General features: G+C 69.4%; 15 protein-coding genes. 10 read left to right on the forward strand and 5 right to left on the reverse strand.

From position 1 onward, the window contains the following. Window positions 1-64: 64 nt before the first annotated feature. The gene (locus tag ACPCXD_RS05670; RefSeq protein ID WP_423658740.1) at window positions 65-4,036 is read left to right on the forward strand and encodes a DNA-directed RNA polymerase subunit beta'; all 3,972 of its coding nucleotides are present in this window, start codon (window positions 65-67) and stop codon (window positions 4,034-4,036) included. Between the two features lie 135 nt (window positions 4,037-4,171). Here the strand turns inward: ACPCXD_RS05670 and ACPCXD_RS05675 are convergent, their stop codons facing one another. Further along, entirely contained in the window at window positions 4,172-4,663 is a 492-nt protein-coding gene (locus tag ACPCXD_RS05675) for a SixA phosphatase family protein (RefSeq protein ID WP_016694772.1), read from the reverse strand. After that, window positions 4,660-5,472 carry an acyl-[acyl-carrier-protein] thioesterase gene (locus ACPCXD_RS05680; protein ID WP_423658745.1) on the reverse strand — a complete coding sequence of 271 codons (813 nt, stop codon included), beginning with the start codon at window positions 5,470-5,472 and terminating at the stop codon, window positions 4,660-4,662. Before ACPCXD_RS05680 ends, ACPCXD_RS05675 begins: the two co-directional genes overlap by 4 nt. Before the next feature lie 167 nt (window positions 5,473-5,639). Here ACPCXD_RS05680 and ACPCXD_RS05685 point away from each other — a divergent pair, with 167 nt between their 5' ends. From ACPCXD_RS05685 to ACPCXD_RS05700, 4 genes are all read left to right on the forward strand, one after another. After that, on the forward strand, window positions 5,640-7,316 hold the full coding sequence (locus tag ACPCXD_RS05685) for an FAD-dependent oxidoreductase (protein ID WP_423658747.1): 1,677 nt from the start codon (window positions 5,640-5,642) through the stop codon (window positions 7,314-7,316). A gap of 89 nt (window positions 7,317-7,405) precedes the next feature. After that, window positions 7,406-7,861 carry a Rieske (2Fe-2S) protein gene (locus tag ACPCXD_RS05690; RefSeq protein WP_088897127.1) on the forward strand — a complete coding sequence of 152 codons (456 nt, stop codon included), beginning with the start codon at window positions 7,406-7,408 and terminating at the stop codon, window positions 7,859-7,861. A 25-nt stretch (window positions 7,862-7,886) separates the two neighbouring features. Beyond that, entirely contained in the window at window positions 7,887-8,252 is a 366-nt protein-coding gene (locus tag ACPCXD_RS05695; protein ID WP_016690879.1) for a YidH family protein, read from the forward strand. A gap of 13 nt (window positions 8,253-8,265) precedes the next feature. After that, complete coding sequence (locus ACPCXD_RS05700) at window positions 8,266-8,598, forward strand: DUF202 domain-containing protein (RefSeq protein ID WP_423658749.1); 333 nt, start codon at window positions 8,266-8,268, stop codon at window positions 8,596-8,598. A gap of 37 nt (window positions 8,599-8,635) precedes the next feature. On the opposite strand, the gene ACPCXD_RS05705 is transcribed toward ACPCXD_RS05700, so the two are convergent. Further along, window positions 8,636-9,661, reverse strand: coding sequence for a YeiH family protein (locus ACPCXD_RS05705; RefSeq protein ID WP_160875249.1), 1,026 nt, complete (start codon window positions 9,659-9,661; stop codon window positions 8,636-8,638). A gap of 101 nt (window positions 9,662-9,762) precedes the next feature. Here ACPCXD_RS05705 and ACPCXD_RS05710 point away from each other — a divergent pair, with 101 nt between their 5' ends. Beyond that, a complete protein-coding gene (locus ACPCXD_RS05710) occupies window positions 9,763-10,656 on the forward strand; it encodes a LysR family transcriptional regulator (protein WP_423658752.1) in 894 nt (297 codons plus the stop codon). 23 nt (window positions 10,657-10,679) lie between these two features. On the opposite strand, the gene ACPCXD_RS05715 is transcribed toward ACPCXD_RS05710, so the two are convergent. Next, window positions 10,680-11,543, reverse strand: a complete 864-nt coding sequence (locus ACPCXD_RS05715; RefSeq protein WP_258258758.1) for an EamA family transporter — start codon at window positions 11,541-11,543, stop codon at window positions 10,680-10,682. A gap of 94 nt (window positions 11,544-11,637) precedes the next feature. On the opposite strand from ACPCXD_RS05715, the gene ACPCXD_RS05720 reads away from it, so the two are divergent. From ACPCXD_RS05720 to ACPCXD_RS05730, 3 genes are all read left to right on the forward strand, one after another. After that, on the forward strand, window positions 11,638-12,432 hold the full coding sequence (locus ACPCXD_RS05720; protein ID WP_423658754.1) for a TIGR03084 family metal-binding protein: 795 nt from the start codon (window positions 11,638-11,640) through the stop codon (window positions 12,430-12,432). Window positions 12,433-12,484: 52 nt separating this feature from the next. Beyond that, entirely contained in the window at window positions 12,485-13,633 is a 1,149-nt protein-coding gene (locus ACPCXD_RS05725; protein WP_088897090.1) for an acyl-CoA dehydrogenase family protein, read from the forward strand. Between the two features lie 67 nt (window positions 13,634-13,700). Further along, the gene (locus tag ACPCXD_RS05730; RefSeq protein ID WP_016690886.1) at window positions 13,701-14,861 is read left to right on the forward strand and encodes an acyl-CoA dehydrogenase family protein; all 1,161 of its coding nucleotides are present in this window, start codon (window positions 13,701-13,703) and stop codon (window positions 14,859-14,861) included. Here ACPCXD_RS05730 and ACPCXD_RS05735 read toward each other — a convergent pair. Next, window positions 14,858-15,532: a TetR/AcrR family transcriptional regulator gene (locus ACPCXD_RS05735; protein WP_088897091.1), complete on the reverse strand. Its 675-nt coding sequence runs from the start codon at window positions 15,530-15,532 to the stop codon at window positions 14,858-14,860. The genes ACPCXD_RS05730 and ACPCXD_RS05735 overlap by 4 nt on opposite strands. Window positions 15,533-15,693: 161 nt before the next feature. Here ACPCXD_RS05735 and ACPCXD_RS05740 point away from each other — a divergent pair, with 161 nt between their 5' ends. Further along, window positions 15,694-16,323 carry a TetR/AcrR family transcriptional regulator gene (locus tag ACPCXD_RS05740; RefSeq protein ID WP_016690888.1) on the forward strand — a complete coding sequence of 210 codons (630 nt, stop codon included), beginning with the start codon at window positions 15,694-15,696 and terminating at the stop codon, window positions 16,321-16,323. Window positions 16,324-16,328: the final 5 nt, after the last annotated feature.

Here is a 16,328-nt window from a genome sequence, read left to right on the forward strand (position 1 = left end):
CGGGCCCCGGCAGCGATAGCGACAACTAGCAGCAATACAACCCGCACAGGGGAAAGGAAGTTACGTGCTCGACGTCAACTTCTTCGATGAACTCCGGATCGGCCTGGCCACCGCCGAGGACATCCGTAACTGGTCGTACGGCGAGGTCAAGAAGCCCGAGACCATCAACTACCGCACGCTCAAGCCCGAGAAGGACGGCTTGTTCTGCGAGAAGATCTTCGGTCCCACCCGGGACTGGGAGTGCTACTGCGGCAAGTACAAGCGTGTCCGCTTCAAGGGCATCATCTGCGAGCGCTGCGGCGTCGAGGTGACCCGCGCCAAGGTCCGCCGTGAGCGCATGGGCCACATCGAGCTCGCCGCTCCGGTGACGCACATCTGGTACTTCAAGGGTGTGCCGAGCCGCCTCGGCTACCTGCTCGACCTCGCGCCGAAGGATCTCGAGAAGATCATCTACTTCGCCGCGTACGTCATCACGTCCGTCGACGACGAGCTGCGCCACAACGAGCTCTCCACTCTCGAAGCCGAGATGGAGGTCGAGAAGAAGTCGGTCGCCGACCAGCGCGACGCCGACCTCGAGGCCCGCGCGCAGAAGCTCGAAGCCGACCTCGCCGAACTCGAGGCCGAGGGCGCCAAGTCCGACGTCCGCCGCAAGGTCAAGGACGGCGGCGAGCGCGAGATGCGTCAGCTCCGCGACCGTGCGCAGCGCGAGCTCGACCGCCTCGACGAGATCTGGACGACCTTCACGAAGCTGAAGCCGAAGGATCTGATCGTCGACGAGATGATCTACCGCGAGCTCCAGGACCGCTACGGCGAGTACTTCACCGGTGCCATGGGTGCCGAGGCGATCCAGAAGCTCATCGAGAACTTCGACATCGACGCCGAGGCCGAGTCGCTGCGCGAGACCATCCGCAGCGGCAAGGGCCAGAAGAAGCTCCGTGCTCTCAAGCGCCTGAAGGTCGTGGCGGCGTTCCAGCAGTCCGGCAACTCGCCCATGGGCATGGTGCTCGACGCCGTGCCGGTGATCCCGCCGGAACTGCGTCCGATGGTGCAGCTCGACGGTGGCCGCTTCGCGACCTCCGACCTCAACGACCTGTACCGCCGCGTCATCAACCGCAACAACCGCCTCAAGCGACTGATCGACCTCGGCGCCCCCGAGATCATCGTCAACAACGAGAAGCGGATGCTGCAGGAGTCGGTCGACGCCCTGTTCGACAACGGCCGTCGTGGCCGGCCGGTCACCGGTCCCGGTAACCGTCCGCTCAAGTCGCTGTCCGATCTGCTCAAGGGCAAGCAGGGCCGCTTCCGTCAGAACCTGCTCGGTAAGCGCGTCGACTACTCGGGCCGTTCGGTCATCGTCGTCGGTCCGCAGCTCAAGCTGCACCAGTGCGGTCTGCCGAAGCTCATGGCGCTCGAGCTGTTCAAGCCGTTCGTGATGAAGCGTCTCGTCGACCTCAACCACGCGCAGAACATCAAGTCCGCCAAGCGCATGGTCGAGCGTCAGCGCCCGCAGGTGTGGGACGTCCTCGAAGAGGTCATCAACGAGCACCCGGTTCTGCTGAACCGTGCTCCCACGCTGCACCGCCTCGGTATCCAGGCGTTCGAGCCGCAGCTCGTCGAGGGCAAGGCCATCCAGCTGCACCCCCTCGTGTGTGAGGCCTTCAACGCCGACTTCGACGGCGACCAGATGGCCGTGCACCTCCCGCTGTCCGCGGAGGCGCAGGCCGAGGCCCGCATCCTGATGCTGTCGTCGAACAACATCCTGTCGCCGGCATCGGGCCGCCCGCTCGCCATGCCGCGTCTGGACATGGTCACGGGTCTGTTCCACCTGACCCGTCTGGTCGAGGACGCCCCCGGCGCCTACAGGGCCGCGACCGCCGACGAGCCCGAGCAGGGCGTCTACTCGTCGCCGGCCGAAGCCCAGATGGCCGTCGACCGCGGCGTGCTGTCGGTCCAGGCCCCGATCAAGGTGCGCCTGACCCAGCTGCGTCCGCCGCGCGACGTCGAGAGCGAGCTGTTCCCGGAGGGCTGGAAGTTCGGTCAGCCGTGGACCACGCAGACCACCCTCGGTCGCGTGCTGTTCAACGAGCTGCTGCCGACGAACTACGCGTTCGTCAACGACATCATGCCGAAGAAGCGCCAGGCCGCGATCATCAACGACCTGGCCGAGCGGTACCCGATGATCGTCGTCGCGCAGACCGTCGACAAGCTCAAGGACGCCGGCTTCTACTGGGCCACGCGTTCGGGTGTCACCATCTCGATGGCGGACGTGCTCGTTCCGCCGGAGAAGAAGGACATCCTCGAGCGGTACGAGACGCAGGCCGACGCCATCCAGCGGCAGTACGACCGAGGAAAGCTCTCGGAGGACGAGCGTCGCGATTCGCTCGTCAAGCTGTGGCAGGAAGCGACCGAAGAGGTCGGTCAGGTCATGGAGGCGCACTACCCGGACGACAACCCGATCCCCACGATCGTCAAGTCCGGTGCTGCGGGCAACATGACCCAGATCCGCTCGCTGGCGGGCATGAAGGGTCTGGTGACGAACCCGAAGGGCGAGTTCATCCCGCGCCCGATCAAGTCCTCCTTCCGTGAGGGCCTGACCGTCGCCGAGTACTTCATCAACACGCACGGCGCGCGTAAGGGTCTGGCCGACACCGCTCTCCGTACCGCCGACTCGGGTTACCTGACCCGTCGTCTGGTCGACGTCTCGCAGGACGTCATCGTCCGCGAGGTCGACTGCGGCACGCCGCGCGGCATCGAGATGACCATCGCCGAGCTCGCACGCGACGCGACGGGTCAGCCGACCGGTGAGCTCGTGCGCGACGCTCACATCGAGACCAGCACGTACGCCCGTACGCTGGCGACGGACGCGGTCGACGCGAACGGCAACGTCGTCGTCGAGCGTGGTTCCGACCTCGGCGACCCGGCGATCGAGGCGCTGCTCGAGGCCGGCATCCAGAAGGTCAAGGTCCGCTCGGTCCTGACCTGCGACACCGGCACCGGCGTCTGCGCGACCTGCTACGGCCGTTCGATGGCGACGGGCAAGCTCGTCGACATCGGCGAGGCCGTCGGTATCGTCGCCGCCCAGTCGATCGGTGAGCCCGGTACGCAGCTGACGATGCGTACCTTCCACCAGGGTGGCGTCGGTGAGGACATCACCGGTGGTCTGCCCCGCGTCCAGGAGCTGTTCGAGGCCCGCGTCCCCAAGGGCAAGGCCCCGATCGCCGATGTCTCCGGCCGCATCCGCCTCGAGGACGACGATCGCTTCTACAAGATCACGATCATCCCCGACGACGGCGGTGAGGAGGTCGTGTACGACAAGCTGTCCAAGCGTCAGCGTCTGCACGTCATCCGCAAGGCCGACGGCACCGAGGGCGTGCTCGCGGACGGCGACCACGTGGAGGTCGGTCAGCAGCTCCTCGAGGGCTCTGCCGATCCGCACGAGGTGCTGCGCGTGATGGGCCCGCGTCAGGTTCAGGTCCACCTGGTCCACGAGGTCCAGGAGGTCTACCGGAGCCAGGGCGTGTCGATCCACGACAAGCACATCGAGGTCATCGTGCGCCAGATGCTGCGTCGCGTGACGATCATCGACTCGGGCTCGACGGAGTTCCTGCCCGGTTCGCTCGTCGAGCGCAGCGAGTTCGAGGCTGCGAACCGTCGTGTGGTCCAGGAGGGTGGCGAGCCGGCTGCCGGCCGTCCGGTCCTCATGGGCATCACGAAGGCGTCGCTGGCCACCGATTCGTGGCTGTCGGCGGCGTCCTTCCAGGAGACCACTCGCGTGCTCACCGACGCGGCGATCAACTGCCGCTCGGACAAGCTGATCGGTCTCAAGGAGAACGTGATCATCGGCAAGCTGATCCCCGCCGGTACCGGTATCAACAAGTACCGGAACATCGAGGTCCAGCCGACCGAGGAGGCCCGCGCGGCCGCGTACGCCATCCCGGCGTACGACGACCAGTACTACTCGCCGGACGGCTTCGGCCAGAACACCGGCGCTGCAGTGCCGCTGGACGACTACGGTTACTCCAACGACTACCGGTAGTTCGCTGCCGTAGTAGACGACGAAGGTCCCGCCCTCTTCTCTTCGGGGGCGGGGCCTTCGTTATTTGTTCTCGACGGTGATCGCCGTCGTTGCTTCGCCGCGAGCGTCTCGTAGCGGTTCCGCGCGGGGTGTGGGTCAGCGCGGGATGTGGAAGTCCACGAGTTCGGCCGTGCCCCGCGACAGCTCGGACCACGATCCGCTCACCGTGAGGACTGCGATCGCGGAGGTGGGGAACTTCTCGGCCACCTGATGGGCGGCGTCGGTGCTGTGGTCCGTGATGAGTCCGAGGACGGTCGCGGAGAGGGTCGGCTCGTGCCCGATGACCAGCAGGGTCTGCACGTCGTCGGCGGTTCCGCGGATCTCGGCGACCAGGGATTCCGGATCGGCGTGGTACAGGCTGTCGCGGTACTCGACGGGCGCCTCGACGGCCGCCTCGGCGAGGGTCTTGCGTGTCCGGGTCGCGGTGGAGCACAGAACGGCGTCCACCTCGGGCAGGTTCGCCCGGATCCAGCGACCGGCGAGACCGGCCTCGCGGCGTCCGCGGGGGGAGAGGGGACGCTCGTGATCGTCCACGTCGTCCGGGTACGCGGACTTGCCGTGGCGCAGCAAGATCAGGGTACGGGTCATGGGGTCCACCGTAGAGCGTCCGGATTCCGGCCGATCCACGCGACCGCGCGAGTGTGATCCTCGACCGTGAACCAGACCGTCAGTCCGTCCTCCCGCAGGGTCGTCCGCAACGTGAGGGTCTCGCCGGCGGCGACGGGACGCAGGTGCTCGATCACCGCCCGGTACGGCGCGTCCGGGACGTCCGGCCGGAGGGGCAGAAGCTCTTCGACACCGTGCCAGTAGACGGCGTTGTTCACGTGCCCGAAGGGGTCGAAGTCGGTGGCGCGCAGGGGGAAGACGCGTTCGTCGTCGACCTCGTCGGGTGCGCGACCGGGCAGCCACGCCGTCCACTTCAGGCGTGTGTCGTGCGCGTAGCGGGCCATGTGCTCGAACAGGCCGTCGCTGATGCGGGTGGGAGCGCCGGTGGTGGGGCCGATGTCGATCCAGAACGCCGCGGTTTCGATCAGCGGACCGTCCGGGGCGTCGTCGGGGTCGTCGAGGCGGACCCGCACGTTCGCCCACCGTGTCGACAGGGCGTCGCACCAGCGCCGCAACCGGAGCGTACGGCCGTACTCGGCGGGGCGGTGCACGTCGACGATCGTGCGCCGGACGATCCACAGCGGGTCGGTCTCGGACGCGCCGACGGCGGCGAGGTTGTCGGTGCCGATGTCCTGGAGATAGCGGGCGATGCCGTCGAGTCGCAGTCGCTTCCCGGTGTCGACGTCGCCGGTGCGGACGGTGCGCTCGGTGGAGAAGGGATCCGCCTCCTCGGGCAGTTCCGTCAGCGGTCGCGTCCGAGGCAGATCGGTGCTCGACGTCGACGTGGCCATGTGTCCCCCCCGGGTCGGATGTCCGATCGTGCGATTCTCGCAGCTTCGGTGGGTGGTCGCAGGTTCTCTTGCGAACCCGCGGTGACTGCCGCTACAGTCGAGTTAACTGTTACGGATCGTTACATGAAATTCGCGGACGCTCCGCCCGGCTGCCGAGGACCCTTCCCATGGCCTATGTGATCACCCAGACCTGCTGCAACGATGCGAGCTGCGTCGCGGTCTGCCCTGTGAACTGCATCCACCCATCGCCGGACGAGCCCGAATTCGCCACCGCCGAGATGTTGCACATCGATCCGAAGACCTGCATCGACTGCGGCGCCTGCGCCGATGCGTGCCCGGTCGAGGCGATCCTACCCGACGACAAGCTCGACCCCTCCCAGAAGCGGTTCGCCGAGATCAATGCGGCCTGGTACGCGGACCACCCGGCGCCGGAGGGGTGGCAGCCCCTCGTGCCCACCCCGGCGCCTCCGCGTGATCGCGGAACGCTGCGGGTCGCGATCGTCGGAGCCGGCCCCGCGGCCTGCTACGCCGCCCAGGAACTCCTCGAACGCTCCGACGTCGAGGTCGAGATGTTCGATCGGCTCCCGACTCCCTTCGGCCTCGTGCGCGCCGGTGTCGCCCCCGACCATCCGGGGACGAAGGCGGTCACGGAATCGTTCGAATGGTCGTTCCGGCGCGAGGAGTTCGCCCTGCACCTCGCCACCGAGGTCGGTCGCGACATCACCCACGCCGAACTGCTCGAGCACCACCACGCCGTGATCTACGCGACCGGTGCGTCGTCCGACCGCCGACTCGGGATCACGGGCGAGGACCTGCCCCGCAGCCACGCCGCCACCGAGTTCGTCGCCTGGTACAACGGCCACCCCGACTACGCCGACCGCACCTTCGATCTGTCCGGCGAACGCGCCGTCATCGTCGGCAACGGCAACGTCGCCCTCGACGTCGCGCGGATCCTCACCATGGACGTCGACGAACTCGCGCGCACCGACATCGCCGATCACGCTCTGAGGGCACTGCGGGAGAGCAACATCCGGGAGGTCGTCCTGCTCGGCCGGCGCGGCCCGGCCCAGGCCGCGTACAGCAACCCGGAGTTCCTCGCCCTCGGCGACCTCACCGGGGTGGATATCGTCGTCGACGACGCCGACCTCGAACTCGATCCGGCGAGCGCCCGGGCCGTGGAGGAGGACGCGGCGACGGCCCTGCGCGTCCGTCTCGCCCGCGAGTACGCCGAACGACCCGTCCGTCCCGGGCACCGCCGCATCGTCTTCCGGTATCTCGCCGCGCCGAGCGAACTGCTCGGTGACGACCACGTGACCGGCGTGCGGGTCGAACGCACCGAACTCGTCGACGACGGTGGCCGCCTCACCGCCCGTCCCACCGGCCGGTTCGAGGACCTGTCCGCCACGCTTGTGCTCCGGTCGATCGGCTATCGCGGCGTTCCCGTGCCGGGCGTGCCCTTCGACGACGTCCGCGGCATCGTTCCCAACGCCGGCGGTCGCGTCGACACCGGCGTCTACGTCACCGGCTGGGCCAAGCGCGGGCCGAGCGGCGTCATCGGTACCAACAAGGGGTGCGCGAAGGAGACCGTCGCCGCGCTGCTGGCAGACTTCGACTCCGGTGCGCTCGCCGATCCCCGCGGCGACCGTCGTGCGCTGAACCGGTTGCTCGGACAGCGCCGGCCCGATCGGGTGGACCTGGACGGCTGGAAGACCATCGACGCCGCCGAGCGGCGGGCCGGACGGGCACAGGGCCGACCCCGCGTCAAGATCACCGATCGCGGGACCCTCGTCGAACTCGGTCGTCGCCGACGCCGTCTTCCGCTGCTCGCTTCGCTGCGTCGCTGACGCAGTCGCGGGTGACGCAGGTCGCGGCCTGCCCGGACGTTCGTCGATAGGCTCGGGAGAACCGAATCCCGACCCGAACGGACATGTGCATGAGCAGCGACAACCTCGACCGCACGGCGCTCACGCGCCGCACCCTCATCGGCGGCGCCGGTGTGGTGGCGGCCGGCGCGGCCCTCACGGCCTGCGGATCGTCCGGCGACACCGGCGAGGCACGATCGGCGGTACCCGCACCGACCACGACCGCGCCTCCCGGACCCGACGCGGAGGTCGTCGCCGCCGTCGCGGACGTGCCGGTCGGCGGGGGCGTCATGCTCGAATCGAAGAGGCTCGTCGTCACCCAGCCCGCGGAGGGCGACTTCCGCGCGTTCATCGCGATCTGTACCCACCAGGGCTGCAATCTCAGCGGGGTCGAGGGCGATCGCATCATCTGCCCGTGCCACGGCAGCCGGTACGACCTCGACGGCGCCCCGGTCGAAGGACCGGCGAAGCGGCCGCTGAAGACCCGTCCGGTGGCGGCGCGCGGGTCCGATCTCGTCGTGGGCTGATCGGTCCGAGGATAGAGTCCGCTCCGTGGAGACCAGCGGAGGCTGGCGCCCGAAGGCGCTGCGTGACGGTACGGACCCGGACCCTCGTTTCACGCTGGCCAACGAGCGCACCTTCCTCGCCTGGGTGCGGACCGCGCTCGGCGTCATCGCCGCGGCGGTCGCGCTGGAGACCTTCGCGGGCGGCATCGTGTCGGAGGGGCTCCGCACGGTGCTGGCGTGTGCGCTGCTCGGATTCGCCGCCGTGCTCACCGTGTTCGCGCTGATCCGCTGGCACCGCGTCGAGCACGCGATGCGCACCGGACGTGCGCTCCCGGTGCCGTGGGTGGCCTACCTGCTCGCCGTCGCCCTCGGGGTCTCCGGGGTCGTGCTCGCCGTCGCGATCGCCTGGTGAGACGAGCGGCATCGTGAGCCCGGACGATCTGCGGCACGGCGACGCCGGTCTGCAGCCCGAACGGACCAGTCTGGCGTGGCTGCGCACCGCGTCGGTGCTCGGTGCGGTGGTGCTCGGATTCATGCGGTTCGTGCCCGGCCCGGGTGCCGTGGTCGCGACGATCGGCCTGATCTGCCTCGTGCCCGTGCTGGCGGTGCTGCTCGCGTCCCGGATCGGTCACCGCGCGCGCGTGCGCGGACTGATCGCAGGTCGCGCGCCCTATTTCTGGTGGCGGAACGTCGCGGTCACCGCCACGGTCGTGGTGCTCGCGATCTCGTCGGCCGTACTGATCGTCACGGCCCACTGATTGTCACGGACCACTGATCGTCACCGCTCGCTGATCCTCACTGCCCGCTGATCGACGACACACCGATCAGCGCTATCGCGGCGACCCAAACAGTCGCCGCTGCCGCGAGTGCGATCGGGCGCCATCCGACCCCGCGAAGCACCTCCCGGCGCACCCCCGCGCCCAGGGCGAACATCGCGACCGTCAGCAGTGCCCTCTGCACCGTGCCCGCAGCCTCCACCACGATCGGATCGAGCAGTCCGGTCGAGCGCAGCGCGACACACGCGAGGAAGCCCAGCAGGAAGACCGGCACGATCGGGGGAGTGCGCTCGTCGCGGCGGCCCTCACCGCGCCGCCGGGCGACGACCCCGACGATCGCCACGACCGGAGCCAGCAGTGCCACCCGCGCGAGCTTGACCGTCACGGCCGCGGCGAGCACCCCACCGGCGGTGGCCTCGAGAGCGGTGCCGGTCGCGACGACCTGGGCGACCTCGTGGATCGCCGCACCCGCCCACAGACCGGCGGTCCCGGGGGTCAGCCCGAGCATCCCGGCGGCGAGCGGAACGAGCGGGATCATCGCGGTGCCGAAGACGACCACCAATGCGACGGTGGTGACGAGTTCGCGTTTGCGCGAATCGATCACACCGTCGACCGCCGCCGCGGCCGCGGCTCCACAGATCGAGAAGCCGCACGCGATGAGCAGGCGCTGGGTCCAGCCCACCCCGAGCCACCGGCCGAAGGCGAGCGAGCCGCCGATGCCCGCGACGACGACGGTCGCCGCGACGATCGCTGTGCCCCACCCGAGGTCGACGAGATCGGAGACCGCGAGCTGCACGCCGAGCAGCGCGACGCCCACTCGGAGCAACCGCTTCGATGCCGTACCCAGACCCGGCTCCAGAACCTCGACCACCGGTGCGGGCAGACCGACGTTCGCCACGACCACACCCAGGACGATCGCGACGAGCAACGGGCTCGCCCCGGGGATCAGGTGCGCCGCTCCCAGTGCGACGACCGCGCCCGCCGCGGCCACCAGGAGACCCGGGACGACGGTGGGCCGGGACACGGGCGCGTGGACGGTGAGCATGCCTCGACTCTTCCGTTGCAGCGGTGTCCGCACCAGCCGTCGATCGGACATGAGCTCATATCGAATGGATATGAGCAGAGGGTCCGGCATATCGTTCGTGCATGACCAGCTGGCCGGATCTCGTTGCTCTGGAACTGCTCGTCGGGGTCGACGACCGGGGCGGGCTCGGCGCCGCGGCCCGCGCGGCCGGTCTCGCCCAGCCCAACGCGACCCGCATGCTGCGCCGGCTCGAACGGCAACTCGGCGCGGTCCTCGTGCGGCGTGGCCGGACGGGTTCGGTGCTCACCCCGGAGGGCACAGTGGTCGCGCACTGGGCTCGGGAGGTCCTGGCCGACGCGGAACGCCTCCTCGACGCCGCCGCCGCACTGCGCGTCGAGCAGCAACCCGAACTGGTGGTCGCGGCGTCGATGACGGTCGCCGAACACCTCATCCCGCGGTGGCTCGGCGCCTTCCGCACCCTCCGCGACGACGTCCAGATCCAGTTGCAGGTCCACAACTCGATGCGGGTGTGCGACGTCGTCGCCGAGGGCGGATGCGACGTCGGGTTCGTCGAAGGACCGACGGTGCCGGAGGGACTGCACAGTGTCGCGGTGGCACGCGATCGCCTCGTCGTGGTCGTCCCGCTGCAGCATTCCTGGGCGCGGCGGCGTCGGCCGCTCACCGTGGCCGAACTCGCGGCGACACCACTGGTCGTCCGCGAGGAGGGCTCCGGCACCCGCCGCACCCTCGACCTCGCGTTGCAGGAGTACGACCGGGCCGCACCGCTGCTCGAACTCGGGAGCGGAGCAGCGGTCCGCACGAGCGTGCTCGGGGGTACGGGCCCGGCGGTGCTGAGCACCCTCGCGGTGGAGGAGTATCTGGACTCCGGTCGCCTGGTCGCGGTCGCGGTCGACGGACTCGACCTGCAGCGCGTGCTCCGTGCGGTCTGGAGGCCACCGCGGGTGTTGTCCGGCCCGGCGGGGGAGTTGGTCCGACTGATCACCCGTACCCGCTGACCGGGCCTGCACCCGGTACCGGGTCACGCGCGCGAGTGTTGCAACGCGCCGGCCCCCGCGATCACGACGAGTGCGATGCCTACGAGGGCGAGGGGTTCGACGACCTGCCCCAGCACCAGAGCACCGGCGAGCGCTGCGGCGGCGGGCTCGAGCGCGATGAGGATCGCGAACACCTTCTTCGGCAGGTCGCGCAGGGCACGGATCTCGAGGGTGTACGGGATCGCCGACGACAGCAGCGCCACGGCGAGTCCTGCGAGCGCGAGGTCGGGCCGGAGGAGCTCGGTGCCGGCCGTCGCCGCGCCGAACGGCAGGACGACGACGGCCGCGATCGTCGTCGCTCCGGCCAGTCCGGCGGATCCGGGCAGGGTCGTCGCCACACGTGAGCCGGCGATGATGTACCAGGCCCATCCCGATGCGGCGACCAGCGCGAAGGCGACCCCGAGCGGATCGAGACCGGTGGACAGTCCGGCACCGTCACCCACGCCGAGCAGGACCACTCCGGCCAACGCGAGCACCACCCACAGGCCGTCGCGGAGGCGTCGGGACAGGATCGCGGCCAGTCCGAGCGGGCCGAGGAACTCGATGGTGACGGTTGCGGCGAGGGGCAGCCGCGTCAGCGCCCCGTAGAAGGCCGTGTTCATCAGCGCGAGACTCGCGCCCAGTGTCACCACCGCCCGCCACTGTTCCGGTGTCCACGTCCGCGGCCGGGGCGGGGTGAACGCGCAGAGGATCACGGCCGCGAACAGCAGGCGCAGGGTCACCGTGCCGAGGGCGCCCGCCCGGTCGAACAGGGTCGCGGCGAAGGCCGCCCCGAACTGCATCGACAACACCGCGGTGAGGACCGCGACGACAGGCCCGACGGTGTGCGTGCGGGAGTCGTCGGCCATCCCGTCAGTCTGTCCGACAGGCCCGGACGACGTCTGCCGCAAAAAACAATCACGCGTGCTTGATTTTAGGGCTGTGACGTGTGACGCTTTCCGCATGTCCGATCTGCACACCGTGCTCGACGATCTCCGCGCGGACGGCGACGATCTCGACGCTCTCGTCGCGAACCTGCCCGACGAGAGCTGGGCGCTGCCCACTCCGGCGGAGGGTTGGACCATCGCCCACCAGATCGGCCACCTGTTGTGGACCGACCGGGCGGCGCTCACCGCCGTCCGCGACCCGGACGCCTTCGTGAAGATGGTCGAAGCGGCGTTCGGCGACCCGCTGGGATTCGTCGACGTCGGTGCCGCGGAACAGGCGGGCCGGCCGCCCGCGGAGTTGCTCGCCGACTGGCGCGACACCCGCCGCGAACTCGCCGGCGCGCTCGCCGAGGTCCCGCGCGGTACGAAGATCCTGTGGTTCGGACCGCCGATGTCGCCGGCCTCGATGGCGACCGCGCGGCTGATGGAGACCTGGGCGCACGGGGGAGACGTCGCCGACGCCCTCGGCGTCACCCGCACACCCACCGCGCGCCTGAAGAACATCGCGCACCTGGGGGTGCGGACGCGCGACTTCGCGTACGTCATCCGCGACCGGAAGCCACCGGCCGAACCGTTCCGCGTGGTGCTCACCGCCCCCGACGGTGACAGCTGGGAATGGGGTCCGGAGGACGCCGCGCAGTCGGTCACCGGCCCGGCTCTCGACTTCTGCCTGCTCGTCACCCAGCGCATCCACCGCGACGACACCGCCCTCGTCACCGACGGCCCGGACGCGGAGGAATGGCTCGGCCTCGCCCAGGCCTTCGCCGGTGCCCCCGGCGCCGGACGTGAAGCCGGCTCGTCCGCCTCCTGAAGACACCCGTACCCCAGCGAGACACCCCGGCCGAGACACCATCGGAGACATCGTGAGCATGTGGACCACCCCCGAGCGTCTCGCCCTCCGCGAGACCGTCACCGGTTTCGTGAAGCGCGAGATCCTGCCCCACCTCGACGACTGGGAGCGCGCCGGCGAACTGCCCCGCGAACTGCACGTCGAGGCCGCGAAGGTCGGCCTGCTCGGCGCGGGATTCCCCGAGGAGGTCGGCGGTTCCGGTGGCGACGGTGCCGACACGCTCACCGTGTGCGAAGCGTTCCACGAGGCAGGTGCCTCGGGCGGCGCGTTCGCATCACTGTTCACGTGCGGCATCGCCCTGCCGCACCTCATCGCGGCCGGCGATCCCGATCAGATCGACAAGTGGGTACGGCCCACTCTCGCAGGCGAACTCGTCGGATCCCTCGCGATCACCGAACCGGGCGGCGGATCGGACGTCGGCCATCTGACCACCACCGCGGTGCGCGACGGCGACCACTACGTCGTCAACGGCGCGAAGACCTACATCACCTCGGGATGCCGCGCCGACTTCGTGGTCACCGCCGTCCGCACCGGAGGTCCCGGCGCCGGAGGAGTCTCGCTGCTCGTGATCGAGAAGGGCACACCGGGTTTCACCGTCTCCCGCAAACTCGACAAGATGGGCTGGCGCGCGTCGGACACCGCCGAGTTGTCCTTCGCCGACGTCCGCGTGCCGGTCACCAACCTCGTCGCCGCGGAGAACACCGGATTCTGGCAGATCGCACAGGGTTTCGTCTCCGAGCGGATCGCCCTCGCCGCCCAGGCCTATTCGGGTGCGCAGCGGTGCCTGGACCTGACCGTCGCGTGGTGCCGCGATCGCGAGACCTTCGGCCGGCCACTGATCACCCGCCAGGCCGTGCAGCGCACGCTGTCCGAGATGGCGCGTCGCATCGACGTCGCGCGCGTCTACACCCGGCACGTCACCGAACGCGCCGTGGCGGGGGAGACCGACCTGATCGCCGAGGTGTGTTTCGCGAAGAACACCGCGGTCGAGGCCGGCGAGTGGGTCGCCAACCAGGCGGTCCAATTGTTCGGCGGACTCGGGTACATGGCCGAATCCGAGGTCGAACGGCAGTACCGCGACATGCGCATCCTCGGTATCGGCGGTGGCACCACCGAGATCCTCACCGAACTCGCCGCCAAGCGGCTGGGTTACGGCGCCTGACACACCTGATCCTTCACGCGACCGTCCACGGCCGCGCGTCCTCTCACCCGAACCCGGAAGGCACCTCGTGAGCATCATCGAGACCGAAGAACAGAAGGAACTGCGCGCTGCGGTCGCGGCTCTGGCCGAGCGCTACAACTACGTCGACTACGTGCTTCCCAAGTCACGCGCGCACGAGCCGCTCACCGAATTGTGGGCGGAGGCGGCCAAGCTCGGCTTCCTCGGCGTGAACCTCCCGGAGCAATACGGCGGGGGCGGCGCCGGCATCTACGAACTCGCGCTGGTGCAGGAGGAGCTCTCCGCCAAGGGCGCAGGGTTGCTGCTCGTCGTGGTCTCGCCGGCCATCTGCGGCACGATCATCTCCAAGTACGGCACCGACGCGCAGAAGCAGGAATGGTTGCCCGGGCTCGCCGACGGCTCCCGCATCATGGCCTTCGGCATCACCGAGGCCGACGCCGGATCCAACTCGCACAACATCACCACCATCGCCCGCCGCGACGGTGACGACTGGATCCTCTCCGGCAGCAAGGTGTACATCTCCGGTGTCGACCAGGCCGACGCCGTGCTCGTCGTCTCCCGCACCGAGGACGCGAAGACCGGCAAGCTCCGTCCGGCCCTGTTCATCGTGCCGACCGACGCTCCGGGCTTCACGAAGACGCCCATGGAGATGGACATCCTCGAGCCGGACTACCAGTTCTCCCTGTTCTTCGACGACGTCCGGCTTCCCGCCGACGCACTGGTCGGTGAACCGGAGGCCGCGCTGATGCAGCTGTTCGCCGGACTGAACCCCGAACGGATCATGGGCGCGGCGATGGCAGTGGGGATGGGCCGGTACGCCCTCGACGCCGCGGTGCGCTACGCCAACGAGCGCACCGTCTGGAAGCAGCCCATCGGCGCGCATCAGGGCATTGCGCACCCGCTGGCGCAGCGCAAGATCGAGCTCGAACTCGCCAAGCTCATGATGCAGAAGGCCGCCGTCCTCTACGACAGCGGCGACGACTTCGGGGCCGCCGAGGCCGCGAACATGGCCAAGTACGCCGCGGGTGAGGCCGCGATCGCCTCGCTGGACCAGGCGATCCAGACCCACGGCGGAGCCGGCCTCACCCGGGAGTACGGCCTCGCGGCGATGCTCGGCGCCGCGCGCATCGCACGCGTGGCGCCGGTCAGCCGGGAGATGATCCTCAACTTCGTGGCCCAGCACTCGCTGGGCCTGCCGAAGTCGTACTAGGCCGACGCTTCGGTGTTCGACGCTTCGGTGTTCGATGCTTCCGGGTTCGAGGTGTCGGGATTCGACACCTCGGACCCGGAGGTACCGAGGTTCGGCGGGAAGGAATCCGGCGGGAAGATACCGGCCGCCTCCTCCGCCGGGAGCAGCGTCCCCAGCAGATAGGCGAGGGACCACCGCAACGAGTTCACGTCCTGCAGCGGCACGGTCTGCTGGTAGCCCACGAGCGTGTACAGGGCCAGCCTTGCGAACCGCTCGGCCTGTCCCCTCGAACCGAGATACTGGGCCACCGCTTCGGCCACCACCGCGTAACGCAGGTCGTCGACCTTGCTCTGCACCTCGTGGACCCCGGAGTCGCTGTGCGACCAACCACGGATGGCGGATTCGGCGGAGTGGGGGAGACTGCACGCGAATTCGACGAGCAACCGGAGCCGTCGGGTCATCGAACCCTCGAGGCGCGCCGCGGCGGCGAGCTGCAGCGTCTGGCTCTCGAGCCAGTGCTGGAGGAATTCGGTCTTGAACTGCGCCCAGCTCTCGAAATAGTTGTAGAACGAGCCGGTCGTCACCTCGAGGTGACTGCACAACCGTGCCTGCTTGAGCCCGGCATGGTCGTTGGTGGCCAGGATGGCCAGCGCGGCGTCGAAGTAGTCCTCGCGCCTGACGATGGTCGCCACGTGGTGCTCCCCTTTCGCCCCGACCTGTTATACGAGTGTACGGATGATGAGCTTTGCGTACGGTCTCGGGGTCGCACGAATACCCGTTCGGCGGAAGATCAGTCGTGACGGAACGGTCGTGACCGGGTGGTCGTGACAGAACAGCAGGAGCAGGAGGCCCGATGGCGCGAGAACCGAAGCAGGACCGCAGCCGCGCCACGCGGCGGCGACTGCTCGAGGCGACGATCGACTGCCTCGCCGAATCCGGTTGGGCCGCAACCACGGTGAGTGTGGTCGCCGAGCGGGCAGGAGTGTCGCGCGGGGCCACCCAGCATCACTTCCCGACCCGGGAGGATCTCATCACCGCATCGCTCGAGTTCATGTTCGACAGTCGCATCGAACGGGTCCGCACCGAGCCGTTCGACGTGCCCGAGGGCGTCGGCCGCACGGAGGCAGTGGTCGAGCGGATCGTCGACCAGTGCACCGGCAACATGTTCAAGGCCGCCCTGCAGGTGTGGACGGCCGCGGCGGCCGATCCTGCTCTGCGTGAGATGCTCCTGCCGCTCGAGGAGAAGTTCGGGCGTGTCTCGCACGCGGTCGCCGTCGAGCAGCTCGGCGCCGACGACACCGATCCGGTCGTGCACCGGACGGTGCAGGCGACCCTGGATCTCGCGCGCGGCCTCGGCCTGGCCGACGTGCTGACCGACGACTCGGCCCGCCGGCGGGAGATCGTCCGCCACTGGGCCGCGCAGCTCGACGAGGTGCTCCGGGAGTCCTCGAGTCGTCGCACACAGGCGGGCCCGGCTCGGTAGTCTTC

This window comes from Rhodococcus sp. AB351 (assembly GCF_049538275.1).
Taxonomy (GTDB): Bacteria; Actinomycetota; Actinomycetes; order Mycobacteriales; family Mycobacteriaceae; genus Rhodococcus.